This is a genomic window from Xylanibacter ruminicola Ga6B6, from assembly GCF_000687715.1.
In the GTDB taxonomy this organism is placed as follows: domain Bacteria; phylum Bacteroidota; class Bacteroidia; order Bacteroidales; family Bacteroidaceae; genus Prevotella; species Prevotella ruminicola_B.
In genome coordinates this window covers 105,987-128,940 of record NZ_JHXD01000006.1, presented here as the reverse complement: position 1 = coordinate 128,940, position 22,954 = coordinate 105,987, and the positions used below count along the sequence as shown (strand labels likewise).

Genomic DNA, 22,954 nt, shown 5'->3' with positions numbered 1-22,954 from the left:
AAGAAAATTAGTTTTTCAATGCTTCAATAAGATAATTCTTCGAATCGGCCCTTTGCTCTTCAATTTTGCCCCATACAGCATCGTAGTCTATCGGCTTCGACCATACATTTATATTATTTATCAATTCATCAGGAGTATAGTAGAAACGTCCTTCGATTCCCATCTTATCTAACAAATCAAGCATTCTACCTTCACCACCTTGATAAGAAGGTGCAACAACAAATTGTTTGCGGAATAAAATACAGAATACAGAACAATGGAAAGAGTCTGTAAATATCAAATCAGATGTATTTATTAATTTCAGCCAATCCTGTATTCTACATAGTGGAGCAAAAGGTACATCATCAATTTCAATCAAACAATTATCCATTCTAATCTGTAGCCCCTTGTTCTTAGAAATCTTTTTAATCGCATTTACCCATAAATCATTGATAATGAACTTATCAATATACATACATCCTTTTGCTTCTATAGACGATTCTGCCAACAATTCATCATAATTATCAACTAAAAAAGTAGGATCGAGCACTTGTTTGGGGGCAAAATGAAAATTATTCTGGCAAATTGTTACAGCCATCTGATTTCTTACTGAAATGCAATTAAAATCGGACAACAACTGCATAATTCTCTCCTTTTGCTCACCTTTAAAAATAATTCTATCATTGCCACCCATACAGGCCGCATATGAGATTTTTTTTCTACCAGGTTTTACGAATGACAAGAAAAATATAGGATATTGCCTCTTACAGATATCCACATTCCACACTTGATCACTCCCAACTACATAAGCATCAGCTTCCGGATAATTTGAATCAAAATCCGATTCATAGAAATACTCATCAGTAATATTAGGTAAATATTTTGATCTAAACTCATCGAACAATAACATATTCCGGTTAGAATACATCTGCTCCTTTTCTCTTTGCTCTTTGTTAAGACAATACCTTATTTCATAATCATATAGTTCATTTTTAAAGAATATCTTCTTAAATATAGAATAAAAACGATTCCATACAAAAGATAATAACTTCCTATATAATGGTCGTTTGACCTTTCGTACAGATCCATCATCAAGAGGAACATTTAAAATAATCGTATCGTATCCCAAAGATTGAATATATTTATTCAATGCATAGCATTGTAATGTCGCACCATAATTATTTGTTCGTGCATAAGTTAATATAGCAACTTTCATACAAATTTTATTTCCTAATTATTATTTTCAATAAAGATTTTAAAGCAGGCAATCTTCTCTTAATGTCATTCAAAAGGCCTAACCCAAAATATTTTTTACATATTTGAGTAAAACTCATTACTTCATAATCCAACCAAAACTGAGATCGTTTTAAATGAGGAGATACTGCATACACCAACGAAGAAGGTAAACCTTTAATTGGATCTGTTATTTCATATCTTAAATATTTAGAAAAGCACTTGAAAGCTTCCTGTCCTTTTCTACTATTAATCAATACTATTGAAGCCCCATTTGGCACATAATAATCCGGATGAAAATTTTCTACCCCCCAATAATCTCCAATGGTTATATCACCTACACGATCTAAATTTGAAAATCTACAACTATAACAACTTGGTCTAACAGCTATATGTGAATAAAAGATAGTTTCCCACAGTTTTGTATCTTCTACATTGAATATTGAGGTTCCATCTTCAAAGTAAATCCTCGGAGTTTGAAAAGAATTCCACCCCAAGGTTTTATCCTTCATATTAATCTTAGATATTCTCTTTTTATATTTTTTTTGTATATAATTTATATAATCCTTAAATAATCGTGGAGAAGGTACACAATGACACAACAAATCTACTGTCATCAAATTCAAATAGTCTTTCTTCAAATATGATTTTAAACCTGCGACTTGACATGGAGTACCTGAGAAAAGAACTAATTGTCCTGAGAGAAGAATATTCTTTATTTCTCGAAATGTATCGTTTAGCTTACTCTGAACATATTTTGAGCCACGAAACTTAATAGCATCTGTTTTGTTTGAAGAAGAACAATGCTCAACCTCCCACTCCTTATTGTATGCAGCTCCATAAACAATACCATCACTCTCCAGAATAAAATCAGTAATAGCAGTAAACACACCCCCACTAGATGATTCATACCAAATATCATCATTATTATTATAATGTGCTACGTAAGATTCCAAGCTACTACATGCATTATCTTGTTTATCACGTTGGGGAAGTGGACAAACTCTATCACATAAGCCACAATTTATACACAACTCATGATTCAATTGAGGATACAGGAACCCCTCATCATCACTGGACATGGTGATCGCATCACGAGGACATATACTTTTACACGCAGTACAGCCAGTACAATTCCTTTTATCATCAACTTCTATCATCTTATCTTATTAATGACTTCTCTACTTTTTATCAATAACATCTGACGCTCCCCCTTGCTTAATCCAACAAAAAAAATAGAAATAACAGTACAAACAAGCGTAACAAATGTAACTAAGACAAAAGCCCCCCATCCTTCAGGCATCACAATTCGCAGACAAATTGGCAAGATCGCAGCCAAAAATGCTACAGAAATAACAACAATATAGACCTTAGATATATACTCTCGTATGCTAAGATTCACTTTATGTTTGAGGAAAATTATACGTGTAAACAAACAGGCCTGGCTTATTACTATAGCTATAACAACAGTAACTTCTGGAATACAACCTAACCATAGCGCAATATAGGCGATCGGAATATTAAGCATTTGTAGCCCACCAACAACAGCCATATATTTCTCTATTTCTCCTTCTGCAAGAATTGCTGCGACTAAAGTATGACTTAAACTATCACACATTGATAATATAATTATCAATTGTACAAATAGTATCGTATGAGCAGGAACCATCTTTAGCCATAATTGTAATATAAAACCAGTGTTGAGAAGTATTGGCAGTCCTAGAAATAATAAAATAAAAAAAGAAAACTTAGCTCCTTTCATGACTAAATCCAACATATAATGATGGTTGCCATTTGCATATGACTTAGTAATTTGAGGATTCATGGCAATCATAAAATTCTGAACAAACCCGTCAATTGCAGCGTTAACCTGATTTGCGATTGCCTTTGCGCCATTAACAGCTGGTCCAAAAAATAAATTAATTAAAATATCAACGCCTTGATTTCTCAAAATTGCAGAAGATGTTCCGATCATATTCCAGCCAGCAAATCCAAATATACGTTTAAGCAAGCAATGATCATAAATAAATGAATAAGAACATTCCTCAAAATGTTGCTTACAATAATATATATAAATATATCGAATTACAACTGCCATCACAGCAAGCATGATTGCATAAAAAACAAGTCTATCAATTGGACTAAGTATAATGAACCATGCAATTAACAATTTTCCTAAAGCCTCGATAAATGATATGTATGCAAAAGCAGACATCTTTTCATGCGCAATAATTGCAGCATTGTAGGGGACACTTACCAAGTTAATAGAAAATGTAATGGCAGATAACTGAAGGCACCAATTTGCAGCAACTAACCTATCTGCAGGAATGATCATTTTATAGTTTACAAACCATACTCCAACCGTCTCTGCTATCAGCAAAAATAAAACGACCAACCCTATCTGAATAGTAACGGAGGATGAGAATACTGTCTTTAGCCTATTTAAATTTCCTGTACCTAACTCATATGTAATAAACCGACTTATTGCAGAATTCAGCGATGCACTAATCATTGAAAACATTGCAACAACACCACCTACGACATTATAAATACCATAATCTTCAACACCAAGTGCATTAAGAATCACACGACTGGTATATAGTGATACAAGCATTAAGAATAACATTCTTACATATAGTAACAATGTATTCTTAGCTATACGTTTATTACTATTTGAGGAATCTAGCATAAATAAAATCAAAAATAAAACTACTCCCCAATTCTTGAGAAAATAAGACCTAATTCCTCAAGTTCTTGGTCCTCTAGACCTGGCTCATAAATTGGCATAATGCCGCTCTGAAGTTTATTGATTTTCTCGACATCAACATCGACACATGTAACATGTGCGCCCATCTCAGCGAAACAGGTTCCACTTACCAAACCAACATAGCCTGTACCTACGATTGCAATATTCATTGCTTGTGCTTTAATATTCAAATGGAGTAACAAAATCCTTTAATAAAGGATGCTTTGTATCTTTTTCTGAAAGAATCGACTTATCTGTTGGGATACACCAATCTATCCCCAACGAATCATCCAATATACTGATGCCACAATCAGCCTCGGGATGATAGAATTCATCGCATTTGTATTGGAAAACGGCGGTTTCGCTCAATACAGCAAAGCCGTGAGCAAAGCCCTTAGGGATAAAGAACTGACGGTGATTATCCTCGGTGAGTTCAACAGCTACGTGCTGTCCATAGGTTGGAGAACCTTTGCGGACATCAACTGCAACATCGAGCACAGCACCTTTAACACAACGCACCAATTTGCTTTGAGTAAAGGGAGGGCGCTGAAAATGGAGTCCTCTCATTACGCCATAGCTTGATTTTGATTCATTGTCCTGAACGAAATTGATGGGACCAATTTTTTCTTCGAACTCTCGTTGAGAGAAAGATTCGAAGAAATAGCCACGGCTATCTTCGAAAATGCGGGGTTCAATAATGAACACACCGTCAATTGATGTTGTTATAACTTCCATAATCTATATTGTCAATGCGCTAAAAGCGCCATATTTAATACCATGCTAAAACACTCGGGGAGCGCCACGCGGCAAGGGGCAGACAGCCCCGACGAGCGTGTATTTTTTACACAAGTACAAAGAAAATATTCCGGACTGACAGATGCAAAGTGCTATAGGTCAGTACGTTACTAAATATTTTGCTTTTATTAACTACACGGTAATGGGGAGTTTGATGAAATCGATTTCCCTTTTCCGCATGCAAAGATAAAGGAATTTTATGATACCACCAAATAAAAAGACGGAAAATGACGATTTATCTAATAATTATACGTCACGTTCCGTCTTTTTAAGGGGCTATGATTGTTATGATAAGCCTAACAGCGGCTTTAACTGATGCTCTTTATACAACACGTAAATGGTTGTGAACAATGCAGCCAAAAACAGACACACAACCAGTATACGATTACGATTAGGACCTGCAGGACCTAATGGCACTGTGGCACGCTGAAGGGTGGTAAAAGCAGGTGTAGCCTCCTGAACTTTTGCCTTGTATGCCAACACCTGGGCACTCAGCGTATTATAGTTGTTATACTGCAACTGCAAATCGTTCTCCAGATCAGTTTGCTTCTGACGGATACTTTCGAGAACAATATCTTGGTTCGCATCGACAAACTCTACATACTTCTGACGAGCATGCTCATAATCTTTTTTTGCTTGAGCCTGCAACATCTCGGCATATTCCAGATCGTGATTAGCTTTCTGGGTACGATATTCCGTTAAGAAATCCTGCAAACGCGTTTTTACAGAGTCTGCCAATAAAGCAGCAATATAAGGATCCTGAGTGGTAACATTAATTGAAATAAGGTTTGTTTTCTTATCAATCTTGCAAACCACATTTTTCATTATCATACCAGAAATACGAGCCTGTTCGCCTGTCAGTTCGAAGTTATTGACCAGGGTATCTTTCTTCTTCTCGGGTGCCATCAAACCAAAGAAATCTTCCCACCAAGGCTCCTTCCACTCATTCTTGAGATAATCGTAATACGTCATAGACGTTTTATCCTTTTTGCCATGCAACTTAATGGGGAACAGGGATGTTTTAAAATCAGTACTTTTCATCAGGTCTGGATAAAGCGTAGGGGTAATGGCATCGCCACCAGCATTGCCACCACCACCTAAACTGACACCGAAGGAACTGGCCAAAGAAGCCAACTGTCCCATACTGCCACTACCACCACCGGCCTCTGGAGCTAATATCACCTCACACTTATAATATGTAGGTATCGACTTTGCAATAACTATAGCCACAACAAAAGCGACAGGCAATACGACATAGTAGAGTTTACGATTCTTTTTAAGAGCCTGCCAAATAGCCCCAAAATCTATGGGCTGGAATTTTCTAGTCTGAGATTGTATCTGATTCTGCTCCATATTACGTTAGAATGTCTTTATCAGGTTTGTAACTGTGGCCAGCATGGTAACCATGGTGGCGAGAGAGGTGCCAAGGTTAGCAATCATGCTAATCTTTTCGTTGGCAGAGCGTGTTTTGCTGGGCACGATGATTTCGCAACCTGGCTCGATCTTTGCGCCGCTGGCCTTCTTAACGGCACCATTCTGATAGAGAATGAAGGCACGCGATTTTTTAGCGCCCATACCGAAACCGCCAGCCTGGTTCTTTACGTACCACTTATAACTCTTACCTGCACTATAGCTAGCCGTATTGGGATACATCACGTTACCATCAATCTTAACCGTACCGCTAAACTCGGGCACAATAATACGGTCGCCCTCGCGCAATACCACATCGTCATCGGATCCAGGATTAGCCAAAGCCTTATCGAGCTCAATGGCTACATAGTAAACGCTATCCTGATCGACCTTATTGGCATCGAAACCGGCACCAGACTGCACCTTGGCCAACTGGAGAATACGATTAAGGCGGAACTTCTCATCGTCGTTCATGGGGCGCTCGATACGGGCACCACGGATATAAGCCTCCTTGGTAACACCGCCGGCAGCCTTCACCACCTCGCTGAGACGCTGGTTTTTACGTGTCAAAGGATAATTACCTGCGAAGAGTACCTCACCCTCGACACTGACATTGCGCTGGGGCATATAGCCGGGACTCTTACGCACATACACCTCATCGTAAGGCTGCAGTGTGAAGTCCTTAGAACCGTCAACGACGAAACCATCTTTCAAAGTGAAAGAGAAGGTTTGAGCCACCTCAGGAGAATCCTCGGTAGCCTTAGGATCAATCATGCGACGCGACACATCAACCTTAACGGTAGAAGCAGCATCGGTGAGGCCACCAGCCTGGATAATCAGGTCTTCGATTGACTCGTCATCAGCATACTCGTAAGTGGCAGGGAACATCACCTCGCCGAAAATAGTAACGGTGCGCTCGTTGGTCTTCTCCTGTTTAGAAGCGATGGTGAGCACATCTTCGTTCTCCAAAGGTACATCGGCGACAGTGCCATTGAGAATACCCTGGATATCGAGCGAGATGACACGACGGGTGCGATCGGCTTTCATACGATGCAAAACACCGCGACCGGCAAAGGCATCTTCGGTCAAGCCGTCGGCCTGCTCGATCAAACTCTTAACAGTGGTGATATTGCCACCCAAGCTATACTGTCCGGGGCGGAACACAGCACCTGCAATCTCGACCATATTCTCGTAACGACGAAGGTTACCACCGACAGTCACTGAGTCGCCATCCTGCAAGCGGAAGCTCGACATATCGAACTCGTTGATATTGTAAACCGAATATTTCTCGCCTGCCACACGATTAACACGAACCGATTTTTTGTAAGCATCGCCTGTAAAGCCACCGGCATACTTGAACAGGGTAGCAATGCTCTCGTTCTTCTTCATCTCGTAGGCCATGGGGCGCTTGACATTACCAGCCACATCGACGATGTTCTGATAAGGACCGACCATGATGACATCATTCTCGGCCAAACGGATATTGCCTGAGAGCTTGCCATTGAGGATATAATCGTAGATATCGACCGAAGCAATCTGACGACCACCACGGAACACCTTGATATCACGCAATGTACCCAAACTATTTACACCACCAGCCATATACAAGGCATGGAACACACTGGCGAAGGCCGAAAGGGTGTAAGTACCAGGTGCCATCACCTCGCCCATCACATTGACCATAATGGTACGGGTCTGACCCAACGTCATGCGAATCTTTGAACTGCTATAGCGCTTGCCAAGAGTCTGTTTGATCTTGGCATTGGCAGCTGCAACCGACAGACCTGCAATGTGGATAGGACCATAACCAGTAACCACGATAGAACCATCGGGTCCTACCTCCATCTGCTCTGACTTTTGAGAACCACCATAGACATCAACGAACACCTTATCGCCAGGACCTACGATATACGAGGTAGGAGTGGCGATATTCATGTTGGGTTCGAATGAAAGGGCTTTGTTATTGAAGATATCACGGCCGAACACACGTTTGCCGTTGATGGTATTCACTGAATCAGGGATATAAACTTGCTGACGATTGCTCAAGTTAGAATTCTCGAGCATATCTTCGTCAGTATTGTTACTACCAATCTTCTGTACATACAGTTCGTTACCCTCAGCATCAACACGCACCGCACCGTTGCTCTCTCGCATACGACTATCGGCCGTAAGCTGATCGGTGGTTGAACCTGATGAACGCACCGCTGAGGTGCCGTTCAACTTTTCGTACTGACTGCGCACACGCTGCAACTGCTGCATGGTAACGCCTTTCTGCATGAGTTTAGTAGCAATCTGCGACTGAGAAGAACCATTCTTCATCTCGCGCTGGACATACTGCATCACCTGAATGTCGCTCATCTGAGCCTGCACCAACAGGGTGGTGAGCAACAATGATAATACCAATAGAGATCTCTTCATTTCAAAAAATACTAGCTATTTTTAAACGGCTGCAAAGATACTGAATATTTTTAAAACAAACAACTTTTTTACCTATATTTATATTAATAGACAAAGATTTTGTAATCCTTGATGCTACCAGGGGCACCTTCCTCGGCACGTGGCAGATAGTCGAAACCGGTAATCGTCTGCTCGCTACCCAAGTCAATCACCATCAGATGTGGCAGAGCCACGCCCTTCTCGGTACGCCAGTAAGTTGACTCCTGCAAATCGAAAGATTTTTCAGCAGTATTATTACCACGTTTTGTTTCCTCGCTATCGGCATATTTCACCGTCCAAGACTCACGACTGAGGCGAGCACCAGTAGCATTAATAGCATAGAGCTCAGCAACAGACACCACATCCTTACCTTCGTGGGTAGACAAAGCCTGAATAGCGAGATAGCGACCGGTCTTTGGGGCAGCAAAACGTACCATCTGCCAGCCGTTACCGGCTGCCAGCTGACCAACCTTCACAGGGGTAGCAGAGTTGAGATCAGGCTGATCAGCAGGATTGTTATGTGTACGAGATTTTTCAACATTCAGTTTATCAAGTTCGGGCTTATTCTGTGCAAAGAGCCAGGGTGAGAGGCGCTTCTGATCCTTGGTGAAATAGAAAGCCTTGGCAGAAGGACCTACCACATCGAGCACAACCACTTCGTTCTTACCCTTCTTGAGCCAGCAACCAGGCACATAGAGGGTTTGCTGAGGACCAATAGACCAGAAACGACCGATAGCATGACCATTGACATATACCTGACCCTTGCCCCAGTTCTCCATATTCAGGAAGGTATCGCCTACCCTCTTAAGATTGAAATAGCCACGATAATAGCCAGAACCCTTGAACACCATCTTAGTGAGCGAATCGCGCTTTGCGGTATCAAGTGCCTTCTTGGCAGCTACATAGCTATCGGGAATGGTAAAGATATCCCAGCGTTTGAGGTTCCAGATAAGCTCGTGACCATCCTTATCGGTTGAGAGGGTGACACTCTCGGTGATACCCTTGTAATCCTTGATGGCGCGACCAAAGTTGATACGGCCCATGGCCTCGATGAGAATCTTAAGCTCCTGACCTTTCTTAACTGCAGGCAGCAGGAGACTCTTTTCGTTGCGCACACGATCAATCTTACCGATATAGGTACTATCGATGAACACCTGTGCAAAGTCGTGACCATCGTTGAGGGTGAGCACACTAGGTGTGTCGATATCAGGCAGCGAGGTGATATACACCATCGAACCCCAGCCCTGATTGAGTTCCTCCATGGTGCGCAGCGGACTGTTCATGACCAGACTATCGGCACCCAACAGGATATCAGCATGCTCCTTCATTTCGAAGGCAGGGATATTAATCATATTAGCAGGACGCGAAGGGATTGCAGGCAGCGGTGACTTGCTGTACTTCTGCATCATCTTGCGCAGCTGGAAGAATTTCTCGGTGGTACCACCATACTCGTTGATAGGAGCATCGTAATCGTAACTGGTTACATCGGGTGCGAAACCAGGTGAGTTAGCACCTGCCCAGTGACCAAACGAGGTACCACCGTGAGTCATATAGAGTGAAAACGAGATATTCTTAGACAGCATCTCGTCCATACCATCTACCATATCCTTAGCAGGACGTGTTTCGTGATTAGCGCCCCACTTATCGAACCAACCGCTCCAGAACTCCGAACACATCAGAGGTGCATTGGGGCGCAACTGTCTCAGGCGTGCGAACTCGTGATCGATATTAGCACCAGTACCGAAGTTCATGGTCCACACCAAATCATCAAGACCGTTCTTTTCGAAGTTTGAACTCCAGTCGCACTGGAACAGGGTGAGTTTTTCGCCGTAGATACCACGCAGACAGTCGCGAATCTCAGAGATATAGGGTTTATCCTCGCCATACGAGCCATACTCGTTCTCGACCTGTACCATAATGATAGGGCCACCATTCTGGATGGTGAGTGGTGCCAACTGCTCGCCAACCTTCTGCTCGAAGATTTTTACACGCTCCAAGAAATAAGGATCGCGCTCACGCAGACGGATATCTTTCTTCTTCAGCAGCCACCAAGGCAGACCGCCCATCTCCCACTCGGCACATACATATGGACCAGGACGTACAATCACGTACATACCATTTTTCTGGGCCAGTCGGCAGAACTCGGCCACATCGTTATTATCAGTAAAATCGAACTGTCCCTCGCGCTGCTCATGGATATTCCAGAACACATAGATGCAGAGGGTGTTCATGCCCAAAGCCTTACACATTTTGATGCGATGCTCCCAATAAGGACGGGGGATACGCGGATAGTGAACTTCGGCCGCCTTAACCACAAAAGGCTGACCATTTAACAGGAATGTCTGGTTGCCCACAGTGAAATCACCGGCATGTACCAGCATCGGAAAAATAAGCAATAAAGCAGTAATCAGTAGTTGGATCTTTTTCATTTTGTATCTTTTATTTCGTTATTTGGTGCAAAGGTACAAATTTTTAGGCACGGATTACGCGGATTACACAGATTTTTTATATTTTTGCAACAAAATTATCAATAAATATGAAGAAACTAACATTACTCTTAATGGCATTGGTCTTTGCTGGGATGGCAAAGGCAGAAGACGGTCACCAGTTGTGGCTGAGGTACCAACCTATTAACAAAGCAAAAGTTACAGGACCTGAGTGTATAGCAGCCCAGGAACTGAGAGCGTACTATCAGGGTGACCAAGCCACCCTTATTATTGATCCAAGTTACGATGAGGATGCTTATCGTATCAGTGGAAGCACCATCACTGCAAAAAATGAAATAGGGCTTTTGTATGGTGCTTATGCAATGCTGCGTGGTGAAACCACTGGCAGCAAGCCATTCTACAAACTGCGCATATTGAACCACTGGGACAACCTGAATGGTACCATCGAGCGTGGTTATGCAGGATTAAGCATTTTCTGGAAAGGCAAAGCCGGCGAAAGAAAATTCCATGGTCGCACCATTTTTGTTGAGGATCCCGACCAGCCCATCGACGCAGAACTGATAAAAGAATATGCACGTGCCAACGCTTCAATCGGTATCAATGGCACAGTACTGAATAATGTAAATGCATCGCCTAAGATGCTGTCGGCTATATATATTAATAAGGTAAAACAGTATGCCGACATTCTGCGCCCTTACGGCATCAAGGTGTATCTGTCGGTAAACTTCGCCTCACCCATGAGCATTCCTGCCAAGGGATTCAACGGTGGCAAGCCTGTAAAGACTGCCGACCCACTGAATGCCCAGGTAAAAGCCTGGTGGAAAGCTAAGGCCAAGGAGATTTACGCACAGATTCCTGACTTTGGAGGATTCCTGGTAAAGGCTAACTCAGAGGGACAGCCTGGGCCATTCGACTACAAGCGCACACACGCTGATGGTGCCAACATGCTGGCCGATGCCGTGAAACCATACGGTGGTATTATCATGTGGCGAAGCTTTGTATATGGCGCTGCCCACAGTGGCGAGGACCGTGTAAAGCAGGCAGTAAGCGAGTTTAAGGACTTAGACGGCAAGTTCCGCGATAACGTGATTCTGCAATCAAAGAACGGTCCGTTGGATTTCCAGCCACGCGAACCCTACGCACCTATCTTCGACAATATCAAAAAGACCAAACAGATGGCTGAACTGCAGATTACTCAGGAGTACTTAGGACAGTCGCGCCATCTTACCTACTTGGCTCCTATGTGGCGTGAGTTCTTCGGATTTGTTGCACCTAAAAAGCTGGTAGGTATTGCTGGTGTAGCCAATATTGGACTCGACAAGAACTGGTGCGGTCACCACTTCTCACAGGCCAACTGGTATGCCTTTGGCCGTCTGGCATGGAACCCTGCCCTGACTTCAGAGACTATCGCCCAGGAGTGGCTGGGACAGACTTTTGATGCATCGAATAACGAAGCATTAAAGTCGATGATGCTGCGCAGTCGTGAAGCTTGTGTAGATTACATGATGCCTATCGGATTGCATCACATCTTTGCTTTTGACGAGCACTATGGTCCCGAGCCTGACGGTTACAATGCACACGTACCCTTGGAGTGGTGCCCGGTTTACTACCACAAGGCCAACAACGACAGCATTGGTTTCGACCGCACACATACAGGTTCGAATGCCACCGCACAGTATCGCGAGCCTTACTGCACACTGTACGACAACATCAACACCTGCCCTGAGCGCTACCTGCTGTGGTTCCACCGTGTGCCATGGAGCTACCGACTGAAGAGTGGTCGCACCGTGCTTGAGGAGATGAACTACCGCTACGCACGTGGTGTAGAAGAGGTTGAGGACTTCATCCGCATCTGGAACGAAGCCAAGCCCAACATCGACGAGCAGCGCTGGCAGGAAGTAGATGCCCGCTTACAGCACCAACTTGAAAATGCCAAGGAATGGCAGAGAGTTTGTATGAATTACTTCAGTAGTTTTACAAAGAAATAAAAACAATAAATCCCTCGCTTATCGGCGAGGGATTTATTGTTAAATGGTGATTTCGCCTGAGCCTAAGCAGCGGTGATGATCCTTGTCGTAAACCACACAGAACTGACCAGGTGCCACACCATGAATTTTATCTTTTGAGTGAACCATGCACGTGTTTGGACTTGTCCATTCTAAGGTAGCCGGATGGTATTCTGGGGTATGACGAATCTTAAAGGTAACCTCAGTAGATTGCAACTCCTTGGTCAGGAAATGGAAATCGTGCACAGGGAAGTCGGCCTTATAAGCAGTTTCTGGATCGTAGCCATGCGACACATATAATATATTATTATCCACATCTTTCTTAACCACAAACCAAGGACCACCGCCAAAACCCATGCCCTTGCGCTGACCAATAGTATGGAACCAAAGGCCCTTGTGCTCGCCTATACGCTTGCCAGTTTCCAGTTCGATCACATCGCCAGGCTGCTCGCCTAAGTATCTGCGGATATAGTCGTTATAATTAATCTTGCCCAAGAAACAGATGCCCTGCGAGTCCTTACGCTTGGCGTTAACCAAGTGCTCGCGCTCAGCAATTACACGCACCTCGTCCTTCACATAGTGCCCTATTGGGAAGAGGGCCTTCTTCAACTGCCAGTCGGCTATCTGTGCCAGAAAGTCAGTCTGATCCTTCACCGGGTCAGGACTGGTACAGAGCCACTTGTTGCCCTCAGCATCTATCTCTGTCATAGCGTAGTGACCAGTGGCTATCAGGTCGTAGTCGTGACCACGCTTCTCATCAAAGGCTCCAAACTTAATCAGACGGTTACACATCACGTCAGGGTTGGGTGTCAGTCCTGCGCGCACTTTGTCCATGGTGTACTTAGTAACCTGATCCCAGTACTCCTTGTGGCAGTCTATCACCTCCAGCTTACAGCCGTACTTGTGCGATACGGCCGTAGCCATCTCCAGGTCCTCCTCGCTAGAGCAGTCCCACTCCTCCTGCTCCTCAGGACCTATCTTAATATAGAAGCAGTCAGGGTGCAGACCCAGCTGGGCAAACTCGTGCACCACCACACTGCTGTCTACACCGCCTGAGAGCAGCACAGCTATACGCTTATTCTCTATCTCCTTGATATTCATGGGTGCAAAGATAGTGCAAATCGAATGAAAAACCAAATTTATTTGGGTTTTTCTGAGATGCAGCCTATCTTCGAGCAAAGCTCAAAGGTACTAAATAATTGATAATTGACAATTGATAATTGATAGTTGATAGTTAAATATGGTTAATGTTTACTCAAAATCCATTGTCAGTTCGAAAACACTTCATATCTTTGCGATATCAAAATGATATCAAATCGAATTATAAATATTAAACATTAAGATTATGGAAACAAAAGAGTTTGAGTTCAGAGGATCGGTACTGAATGGATTCCTGATGCTGTTTGTAAATATCGCAGTTCTAATTCTGACGATTGTTGGTATCGTTGAGAGCATCATTATGCTCGACGCTACTGGTGGTTCGCAGGGCGGATGGCTGCTTGGACTTTGCGGCGTGATGATCATCGTTAATATAATAATGTGGTGCGGCCACATGCAGTTGGAACCCAACGAGGCCCGCGTTACCACATGGTTTGGTAAGTACAGCGGCACATTCGCACAGACTGGTTTCTTCTGGATCAACCCATTCTATGGCACCAAGAAGGTTAGTCTGCGTGCTCGCAACCTGGACGCTGAGCCTATCAAGGTGAACGATAAGACTGGTAATCCAGTGATGATTGGTCTGGTGCTGGTTTGGAAACTGAAGGACACCTACAAAGCTCTGTTCGAGGTAGACACTCAGACCATGGCTGCTGCCCCCAACACCGTTGGCGCTGATACCAAGGGACTGATGAACGCTCTGGAGAACTTTGTACGTGTACAGAGTGATGCTGCCCTGCGACAGGTGGCCGGTCAGTATGCCTACGACGATGAGGACACCAAAACTGGCGAGCCCACCCTGCGCTCGAGCGCTGATGAGATAAATGAGCAGCTTGAACAGAAGTTGGATGAGCGTCTGGCTCTGGCAGGTATCGAGGTGGTAGAGGCTCGCATCAACTATCTGGCCTACGCTCCTGAGATTGCAGCCGTAATGCTTCGCCGCCAACAGGCCAGTGCCATCATCACTGCACGCGAAAAGATAGTAGAAGGCGCTGTATCGATGGTTAAGATGGCTCTCGACAAACTGGCCGACGAGGAGATAGTAGAACTCGACGACGACAAGAAGGCTGCCATGGTTAGCAATCTGCTGGTAGTGCTCTGTGGCGACGACAATGCTCAACCAGTAGTCAATACAGGAACGTTAAATCATTAATAATTGATAATTAATGGCTGAAAAGAAATCCACTAAGAGTTTTATCCTGCGTGTTGATAGCGACACGATGGACGCGATAGAGGCCTGGGCTGCGGACGAGTTCCGCAGCACCAATGGCCAGCTGCAGTGGATCATCACAGAGGCCCTGCGCAAAGCCAAGCGTCTACCTAAAAAGAAGAAAGACAATGAAACCAGAGAAGATTAAAGTAAAAGCGAAATGAAAAAACTATTCATCACCCTAATCTTAGCCTGCATAGGCCTTTCAGCTAATGCGCAGGAGATACGCAGGAGTTGGAGTGGCGAACTGGAAGCCATGGGGCAGAAACTGCCCATTGTACTGAATCTTGTCGATGACAAATGTACACTCGACAGTCCTGCACAAGGTGCAACAGGCATCCCTGCCACTGTCGACCTGCTTACTAACGACTCAATAAAGGTCAGTGTCAAATCGCTTGGCGCTACATACGTAGCTCGCTTTGTAGATGGGAAATTGCAGGGCTCTTTCACCCAGCATGGCATGAAGTTACCGCTCAACATGAAAGAGATTTCACCCGATGGTCCCAATCGCCCACAGACGCCAAAAGGCCCATTCCCCTATACCACAGAGGAGGTGACATTTACCAACGCCAAGGCTGGCGCCACACTGGCAGGCACACTAACCGTACCCAAAGGCAGAGCTAAGTGCGTAATAATTATGGTGACAGGCAGCGGACCAGAGAATCGCGATGAAGAAATCTATGCCCACAAGCCCTTTGCAGTGATTGCTGACCGCCTGGCGCGCGCTGGCATAGCCACACTGCGCTATGACGATCGCGCCACAGGCCAATCAGTAGGTGGCGATATGAAGAATGCCACATCGGCCGACCTGGCAGAAGATGCCGCAGCAGGTATCGAGTGGTTGCGTGCTCAGAAACGATTCAAAAAGGTTGGATTGCTGGGGCATAGCGAGGGTGGACTGATAGCTTTTATGCTGGGGGCACAGAAGAAGGTCGACTTCATCGTGTCGCTGGCAGGTCCTGCCGTCAAGGGTGATAGCATCCTGCTGTATCAGACCAGAAACAGTGGCAGTCCGCTGGCCAAAGGTATCACCATGGAGTATCTGCGCAATATGATGAAGGGCAACAAGTGGTTGGAGTGGTTTATGGATTATGATCCCACACAGAATATCAACAACACCAAGTGCCCAGTACTGGCGCTCAATGGCACCAAGGATTGTCAGGTGCCAGCTGCACAAAACATCCCAGTACTACGTCGCCTGCTGCCAAAGAACAAAAAGACGGTCATCAAAGAGTGCGAAGGACTGAACCATCTGTTTCAGCACTGCGACACAGGTCGTCCTGATGAATACTACAATATTGAAGAGACCATAGCTGAAGAGGTACTTGCAGATATTGTTGGTTGGGTAAAGACGCTATAACAATAAATCCCTCGCTTACTGGCGAGGGATTTATTGTTTATTAAAGATGTTTCTTGGGATAGAGAGCGTCCCACCAGGTAGAATCATCCTTCAACCACTTCTGGAACCAAGCCATCTGGGTGGCTAACCATTTTTCTTTCTTTGAATAGTCGAGAATATGATGATTCTCACCCTCAACCTCTACCAACGATACTTCGCGGCCTAGCAACTTAAGCGCTGTGAACATCTGCAGACTCTCGATGAGTGGCACGTTGGTATCGGCATTACCATGGAGTAACAGCAGAGGGGTGTGGATCTTATCGGCATTGAACAGCGGACTCTGATCGACATACAACTGACGATGACTCCAAGGATAGCTGTTGGCCATCGACACCTCGCTGTAGTTATAACCCCAATAGCCTTCACCCCAATAACTGGTGTGGTTGGCAATACCAGCATGCGAAACAGCGGCAGCAAAGATATCTGTCTGTGTTTGCAGATACTGAGTCATAAAACCACCATACGAAGCACCCATACAACCAATCTTATCCTTATTAATAAATGGATGAGCCTCGCAGATTTTCTTAGTGCCCTCGATGATATCCTCGGCAGGACCACGGCCAGCGGTATTAACATGGCGCGATGCCCACTCCTGACCAAAACCTGTAGCGCCACTGGGCTCAAGGATATAGGCCACATAACCAAGAGAGTTCCAATACTGTGGAGCGTATGGAGATTCGAAATAACGCGACACAGGCGAGCAGCCACCATAGTAGTAAACAATCATAGGATACTTCTTGGTTGCATCGAAATCCTTGGGCAGATAAAGACGACCATATACGGTATCGCCCTTACTGTTGGTGAAGTTCCAATCCTGACAGGTACCAATCTCAGCATCGCCAAGTGCCTCAGCACCATTGAACATTATACTATGAGCATTGAACTTTGCATTCTTAACAGTAGCTACATAGGCCGATGCAGGTTCCATCGTTTTATACGACAGATATGCCAGCACAGGAGCATGAGCAGCCATATTGAAGCGATAAGCATAATCGCCCTTAGCAGGCAGTTTAGCAATATTCCCCGTCTTCGGATTCAGCACAAACATATTGACATAATCGCGATCTTCGGCTGAGAAGTAAATCTGACTATCAGCCCACGACCAATCGACATCATTAATTGAAGGATCGAAATCCTTAGTTAATGGCTTTACCTGTTTTGATGCGATATCAAACAGGAAAAGTTCATTCTCCGTCATACTAGGTGTAACCTCGGCAGGTAACTGACAACCGATGCGATTAAAAGCCTCTGGATTACCCACAAACAATATCTGCGAGCCATCAGGCGAGAAAGAGCCTCCGCCCAGGAATTCAGCACCCGAAAGCAGCGTATCAGCCTTCAGCGTCTTGGCATCCATCACAAACACATCAGAAACAGTGGTAGGACGCTTAGTCAGACGAGAGCGATTGCTGATTACCAACAGTTTGCTACCATCCTGTGAGATATCATACAGATACTCGCCCTTGTTACCAAAGGTCATGCGCTGGGTAACACCCGTTTTAATATCATACTTGACCAGATAGTTACGTTTGCGCCAACCTGGCTGGCGATCGTCCATCTCAAGAACCTCGAATACTTCCTTATCCTCCTTAGGACCTTCCTCTTCAAGTGTAAAAATGAGATAATCCTCGGTAGGAGCAACCGAGTAGCTTCCTTCGGGAATATCATAAGCAAAACGCGTGCGGACACCTGTCTTGGGATCAACCTTATATAATACGCGATGACTACCCTCTTTCTCCTCTTCCAACCAAGCGATGCTCTTTGGCAACCACCTTGGATTGCGTGAAGGCTGCGAAATCAGTCGACCGGACTTCACATCACGCAGCTCATAATTCCAACGGCTGTTACCGCCACGGTCGGTTGTCTGATAAGACACACAAGCAAACTGACCATCGGCCGAAAGATTGATACCACGAACTCGCTTACCATCAGTCAGATCGTGCACCATATAGGGATGATTGGATGTCAGCTGATAGGTAATGGCTGTGGGTGTATCGAAAACCACCTGAATAGAATCGGTATCCTTAGGCTCAGCCAGATACTGGATGGTGAAGGTGTGATGCTCGGGCGCAAGTTTCAACTCACCGCCAGCCTCAACACCATCGATATATAGCTTGGAGTGCTTGGGACCTTTAACCTCAATCTTACCCTTGATAAAATTGGAGTTATTAACATAGAAACTCAGCAAGCCAACACTCTTACTATCGGGCAACGATGGGAGTACCTGACCAGAGAACTTGCCTGTAGACTGAGAGGTTAAAGCAATGGAGCCTAACTGTGAGATGGGATCGAACTTCTTACCCTGCACATCAACTGTATCGACAGCAAAAGGGGTAGAAACTGCATAAGGGCCTGCGAGATTGAATTCGGTAACAGGCGTCTTTACTTGGGCTGTGGCCATCATGCCAATGGTCAACAGCATTTGTGTTGTAATAAGTCTTTTCATTTATGTTTGTTTAATAAGCTGCTCTATATTTGCCTTCGTCCTTATCCTCGAGCATCGAGAGATACGACTGATAGCGGCTTTCGGCAATGTAATGGTCCTCGAGTGCTTTGAGCACAGCACAACCAGGTTCGTGGGTATGGGTACAATTTGAGAATTTGCAATCTTGAGAGAAATGGAATATCTCCTTGAAATAGCTGGTAAGCTCCTCTGGCTCCATATCGAACGTACCAAAGCCCTTAATACCTGGGGTATCGATAAGCCAGCCCTCATCCAACCGTATCATCTCACTGAAAGTGGTGGTGTGCTGACCAGTGTTATGGGCATCGCTGATTTCGGCTGTACGCTGACTGGCACCAGGCACCAAGCGATTAATGAGCGTTGACTTACCTACGCCACTATTACCACTCAGCAAGGTTATCTTATCCTTGAGCAAGGGTTGCAAAGCCTCAACACCAGCACCAGTTTCGGCTGATATCTGATAGCACTCATAACCTATGGTTTGATACAGATGTACCATTGCCTCTTGGTAACGACGTGTATCTTCATCGAGCAAGTCGGTTTTATTAAACACCAGGATAACCGGCACACGATAAGCCTCGGCCGAAGCCAGGAAACGATCAATAAAGGTAGTGGATGTCTGTGGGTTTACCACTGTAACCACCAAGATGGCCTGATCGACATTAGCCGCCAGGATATGACTCTGTTTAGAGAGATTGATACTCTTACGGATAATGTAATTACGGCGATCCTCGATCTCGGTAATAAAAGCCGTACCCTCGTTGTTAGGTACAATCTCTACCCTATCGCCCACGGCTACAGGGTTAGTACTACGGATACCTTTCAATCGAAAGTTACCCTTTATCTTACACTCAATCAGCTGGCCATCGTCGGTTAAGACGGTGTACCAGCTGCCTGTATTCTTAATAACAAGTCCGCGCATTTATACGGTCATGATTTCCTTATTCTTGGCCGTAATCAGCTCGTCGATCTTCTTGATAAACTTATCGTGCAACTTCTGGAGCTCAGCCTCAGCATCCTTCTCCAAGTCCTCTGACAGACCGTCCTTAATTGCTTTCTTCAGTTTATCCTTGATATCACCACGCACATTACGTACCTCAACCTTAGCCTTCTCGGCAATCTTGTTGCACTGCTTGGTAAGATCGCGACGACGCTCCTCAGTGGGCTGTGGAATATTCAATCGGATAATCTCACCATTATTCTCAGGAGTGATACCTACGTCGCTATCCATAATAGCCTTCTCAATGTTACGGATCTCCTTGCGATCCCAAGGCTTGATAGCAATGGTACGAGGATCGGGCACACTCACGTTAGCCACCTGATTGAGGGGCACCTTGCTGCCATACACTTCAACACGTACAGCATCGAGAATAGCCACGTTGGCGCGGCCGGCACGGATACGGTTCAGCTCCTCTTCGAGGTACATAGCAGCCATTTCCATGCGCTCTTCGCTCTTGTTTAAAATTTCTTTTACGTCAACCATATTTTTGTACTTTTAGTCATTTTCTGATGACAAAAGTAACGTTTTTCTGCGAAACTTCCAAATAATTGCGTTTTTTTCGTTCAAAAATTTTGTTATTTGCGCAAAATCAGCTATCTTTGCGGGTGTTTACTACCATACTTACAGACAATTTATGCTTATATACAGCAATCATATATATATTTATCTGATAACGGTTTTCTTGATATCCGTTATTGGCATGGTAGTATACAATCGTCTCATCTACTACCGCGAACGCAAAATAACCAGAAAAGTACAGCGGCTGAATATGCAACTGACACTGATTATGGATGCCAACAAAACCGACGCCTGGACCTATCATACCAAGAAGAATATGTTTAAGGTTATATCGAAACAGGATCTGACCGAAACACTCTATACACCTTTCGACTTTTCACAGCTTTACGACCGCGATGACTTTAAAAAGATACAGAAAGCCATTACAAGCATACAGAACAGAGATACCCTATCGGACACGCTAACCGTGAAAAGTGCACCCAACAAAGACGGATTAGTGAAATGCTACGAGATAACCCTCTCGGTACTGCACAGGAATCGCCACGACATTCCAAGCGAGATTTTAGGTACCCAGCGCGACGTAACTCTGGAGCAGCAAATGGCTGAGGATACCCGAAAACTGATGCTAAGATACCACACGGTGTTTAACTCGTCGTTGGTTGACATGATTTACTACAATGCAGATGGCTATCTGGCTGACATGAACGATAAAGCCTGCGAGACATTTGGTGTGAAAGACCCACAAGCCTTACTGGACCGCCAGATGAAGATGACCGATATACCATCGTACAGAGAGATGGACGTGCGCACCATTGAACACACCCAACTATCGTCGATTACAGATATCAGTCAGACAAAGGCTACTGACGAGCGTGTACCTGAGGTAACACGCCAAGGCAAGATATACTACGAGGTGATGTTAGGGCCTATCCGCAATGAGGACAACCAGCTTTATGGTGTGATTGCTGCAGGTAGAGACATTACCGAGATGGTAGAATCGACCCACAAGCAGAAAGAAGCCAGCAGACTGATTGAGAAGCGTACCAAAGAGATACAGCAATACATCAGAGACATTAACTACTCGCTGAGAATTAGCGAGGCTCGTTTGGTAAACTATTACCCCGACACCCATGAGCTGGAAATTCTGAGCGACTTGAGCGAAACAGGTAAACGTATAGCACAGCTACATGCAGTGGAGCTGATACATAGCGACGACCGTTACAAAGCCAAGCACTTGATTCTGCATATGGACAGACGGCGTTTAGGTACGATATCAGAAACGCTGCATACCAAACTGACCGACAAGCAGGGACGCGACATCTACTTGAACTTCAACCTGATGCCCATCACCAACCACGACGGCATAGTAACGCACTACTTCGGTCTGCTGCGAAACGACACAGAGATGTCGTACACTGAAATGCGACTGCAGGAAGAAACAGCCAAAGCCCAGGAAGAGGAGCAGCTGAAGAACGCCTTCCTGCTGAACATGAGCTATGAGCTGCGAGTGCCCTTACACGCAGTGATTGGTTTTGCCGACCTATTTAAGACAGAACACAGCTTGGAAGACGAACCGATATTTGCCAACGAAATCAAGAAGAACACAGATGTGCTGCTGAACCTGATCAACGATATCCTATTCATATCACGCTTGGATGCCCACATGATAGAATACAACTACGAGGTACACGATTTTGCCACATTATTCGACAGTTGGTGCCAGCATGGTTGGAGCGAGACAAGCAATGATGCTAGAAAGATTATCAACAACTCATATATATCGCTTCGTGTAAAAATTGATAAGCACAACTTGGGCATCGCCATCGAGAAGTTGTGCAACTATGTAGGTTTGAGCAGCAACGAGGGACTCATTAAATCAAGATACGAATACCTGCACGACGAGCTGATTGTGATTGTTGACAGTACTGATGGCGGTATGGATCTGGAAGATGCCACCAAGATGTTCGACCGCTTTGTGAGCGATGGCAAGAACAAACGCATTGGCACAGGATTGGATCTGCCTATCGTGAAAGAGATGATAGAACAGATGGGCGGCACCATCGACGTGCTGTCGGAACCCGACAAGGGTAGTTCGTTCTTTATCGCCCTGCCTTGCGAGATGATTGACTTTGAAAGAAAAATTGTGATATAG

At 44.7% G+C, this 22,954-nt stretch carries 16 protein-coding genes and 1 pseudogene; 5 read left to right on the top strand and 12 right to left on the bottom strand.

Annotated elements, in window-relative coordinates:
• Positions 1-7: 7 nt before the first annotated feature.
• From T500_RS0105835 to T500_RS0105800, 8 genes and pseudogenes are all read right to left on the bottom strand, one after another.
• Complete coding sequence (locus tag T500_RS0105835) at positions 8-1,195, bottom strand: polysaccharide pyruvyl transferase family protein (protein ID WP_028907333.1); 1,188 nt, start codon at positions 1,193-1,195, stop codon at positions 8-10.
• Between the two features lie 7 nt (positions 1,196-1,202).
• On the bottom strand, positions 1,203-2,372 hold the full coding sequence (locus T500_RS15275) for a Coenzyme F420 hydrogenase/dehydrogenase, beta subunit C-terminal domain (RefSeq protein WP_051611901.1): 1,170 nt from the start codon (positions 2,370-2,372) through the stop codon (positions 1,203-1,205).
• Entirely contained in the window at positions 2,369-3,901 is a 1,533-nt protein-coding gene (locus T500_RS0105825) for an oligosaccharide flippase family protein (protein ID WP_028907332.1), read from the bottom strand. The genes T500_RS15275 and T500_RS0105825 overlap by 4 nt, the downstream gene beginning before the upstream one ends.
• A 59-nt stretch (positions 3,902-3,960) precedes the next feature.
• Positions 3,961-4,128 (bottom strand): annotated as a pseudogene (locus T500_RS0105820) (NAD-binding protein); the annotation flags it as partial.
• Positions 4,129-4,138: 10 nt separating this feature from the next.
• Positions 4,139-4,693, bottom strand: a complete 555-nt coding sequence (gene rfbC / locus T500_RS0105815) for a dTDP-4-dehydrorhamnose 3,5-epimerase (RefSeq protein WP_028907330.1) — start codon at positions 4,691-4,693, stop codon at positions 4,139-4,141.
• Positions 4,694-5,038: 345 nt separating this feature from the next.
• Positions 5,039-5,983, bottom strand: a complete 945-nt coding sequence (locus T500_RS0105810; RefSeq protein ID WP_316930774.1) for a chain-length determining protein — start codon at positions 5,981-5,983, stop codon at positions 5,039-5,041.
• A gap of 129 nt (positions 5,984-6,112) precedes the next feature.
• Positions 6,113-8,581, bottom strand: coding sequence for an SLBB domain-containing protein (locus T500_RS0105805; protein ID WP_028907328.1), 2,469 nt, complete (start codon positions 8,579-8,581; stop codon positions 6,113-6,115).
• An 83-nt stretch (positions 8,582-8,664) separates the two neighbouring features.
• Complete coding sequence (locus T500_RS0105800) at positions 8,665-11,028, bottom strand: beta-galactosidase (RefSeq protein ID WP_028907327.1); 2,364 nt, start codon at positions 11,026-11,028, stop codon at positions 8,665-8,667.
• 107 nt (positions 11,029-11,135) lie between these two features.
• On the opposite strand from T500_RS0105800, the gene T500_RS0105795 reads away from it, so the two are divergent.
• Positions 11,136-13,034, top strand: coding sequence for an alpha-glucuronidase (locus tag T500_RS0105795; RefSeq protein WP_028907326.1), 1,899 nt, complete (start codon positions 11,136-11,138; stop codon positions 13,032-13,034).
• Between the two features lie 39 nt (positions 13,035-13,073).
• Here the strand turns inward: T500_RS0105795 and mnmA are convergent, their stop codons facing one another.
• On the bottom strand, positions 13,074-14,153 hold the full coding sequence (gene mnmA, locus T500_RS0105790; RefSeq protein ID WP_028907325.1) for a tRNA 2-thiouridine(34) synthase MnmA: 1,080 nt from the start codon (positions 14,151-14,153) through the stop codon (positions 13,074-13,076).
• A 244-nt stretch (positions 14,154-14,397) separates the two neighbouring features.
• On the opposite strand from mnmA, the gene T500_RS0105785 reads away from it, so the two are divergent.
• The 3 genes from T500_RS0105785 to T500_RS0105775 are packed head-to-tail and all read left to right on the top strand — an operon-like array spanning position 14,398 to position 16,780.
• Entirely contained in the window at positions 14,398-15,363 is a 966-nt protein-coding gene (locus T500_RS0105785) for an SPFH domain-containing protein (protein ID WP_028907324.1), read from the top strand.
• A 13-nt stretch (positions 15,364-15,376) separates the two neighbouring features.
• Positions 15,377-15,568: a hypothetical protein gene (locus T500_RS0105780; protein WP_028907323.1), complete on the top strand. Its 192-nt coding sequence runs from the start codon at positions 15,377-15,379 to the stop codon at positions 15,566-15,568.
• Between the two features lie 12 nt (positions 15,569-15,580).
• On the top strand, positions 15,581-16,780 hold the full coding sequence (locus T500_RS0105775) for an alpha/beta hydrolase (protein ID WP_028907322.1): 1,200 nt from the start codon (positions 15,581-15,583) through the stop codon (positions 16,778-16,780).
• A 40-nt stretch (positions 16,781-16,820) separates the two neighbouring features.
• On the opposite strand, the gene T500_RS0105770 is transcribed toward T500_RS0105775, so the two are convergent.
• The 3 genes from T500_RS0105770 to frr are packed head-to-tail and all read right to left on the bottom strand — an operon-like array spanning position 16,821 to position 20,766.
• Positions 16,821-19,265 carry an alpha/beta hydrolase family protein gene (locus tag T500_RS0105770; protein WP_028907321.1) on the bottom strand — a complete coding sequence of 815 codons (2,445 nt, stop codon included), beginning with the start codon at positions 19,263-19,265 and terminating at the stop codon, positions 16,821-16,823.
• A 10-nt stretch (positions 19,266-19,275) separates the two neighbouring features.
• Complete coding sequence (rsgA, locus tag T500_RS0105765) at positions 19,276-20,205, bottom strand: ribosome small subunit-dependent GTPase A (protein WP_028907320.1); 930 nt, start codon at positions 20,203-20,205, stop codon at positions 19,276-19,278.
• A complete protein-coding gene (gene frr, locus T500_RS0105760; RefSeq protein ID WP_013064196.1) occupies positions 20,206-20,766 on the bottom strand; it encodes a ribosome recycling factor in 561 nt (186 codons plus the stop codon). It lies immediately after the preceding gene.
• A gap of 217 nt (positions 20,767-20,983) precedes the next feature.
• On the opposite strand from frr, the gene T500_RS0105755 reads away from it, so the two are divergent.
• The gene (locus T500_RS0105755; protein WP_196243477.1) at positions 20,984-22,954 is read left to right on the top strand and encodes a PAS domain-containing sensor histidine kinase; all 1,971 of its coding nucleotides are present in this window, start codon (positions 20,984-20,986) and stop codon (positions 22,952-22,954) included.

Coding starts and splice junctions, on each gene's coding strand:
- T500_RS0105835 (WP_028907333.1), bottom strand. CDS start 1,195: ATGAAAGTTGCTATATTAACTTATGCACGAACAAATAATTATGGTGCG.
- T500_RS15275 (WP_051611901.1), bottom strand. CDS start 2,372: ATGATAGAAGTTGATGATAAAAGGAATTGTACTGGCTGTACTGCGTGT.
- T500_RS0105825 (WP_028907332.1), bottom strand. CDS start 3,901: ATGCTAGATTCCTCAAATAGTAATAAACGTATAGCTAAGAATACATTG.
- rfbC (WP_028907330.1), bottom strand. CDS start 4,693: ATGGAAGTTATAACAACATCAATTGACGGTGTGTTCATTATTGAACCC.
- T500_RS0105805 (WP_028907328.1), bottom strand. CDS start 8,581: ATGAAGAGATCTCTATTGGTATTATCATTGTTGCTCACCACCCTGTTG.
- T500_RS0105800 (WP_028907327.1), bottom strand. CDS start 11,028: ATGAAAAAGATCCAACTACTGATTACTGCTTTATTGCTTATTTTTCCG.
- T500_RS0105795 (WP_028907326.1), top strand. CDS start 11,136: ATGAAGAAACTAACATTACTCTTAATGGCATTGGTCTTTGCTGGGATG.
- mnmA (WP_028907325.1), bottom strand. CDS start 14,153: ATGAATATCAAGGAGATAGAGAATAAGCGTATAGCTGTGCTGCTCTCA.
- T500_RS0105785 (WP_028907324.1), top strand. CDS start 14,398: ATGGAAACAAAAGAGTTTGAGTTCAGAGGATCGGTACTGAATGGATTC.
- T500_RS0105780 (WP_028907323.1), top strand. CDS start 15,377: ATGGCTGAAAAGAAATCCACTAAGAGTTTTATCCTGCGTGTTGATAGC.
- T500_RS0105775 (WP_028907322.1), top strand. CDS start 15,581: ATGAAAAAACTATTCATCACCCTAATCTTAGCCTGCATAGGCCTTTCA.
- T500_RS0105770 (WP_028907321.1), bottom strand. CDS start 19,265: ATGAAAAGACTTATTACAACACAAATGCTGTTGACCATTGGCATGATG.
- rsgA (WP_028907320.1), bottom strand. CDS start 20,205: ATGCGCGGACTTGTTATTAAGAATACAGGCAGCTGGTACACCGTCTTA.
- frr (WP_013064196.1), bottom strand. CDS start 20,766: ATGGTTGACGTAAAAGAAATTTTAAACAAGAGCGAAGAGCGCATGGAA.
- T500_RS0105755 (WP_196243477.1), top strand. CDS start 20,984: ATGGTAGTATACAATCGTCTCATCTACTACCGCGAACGCAAAATAACC.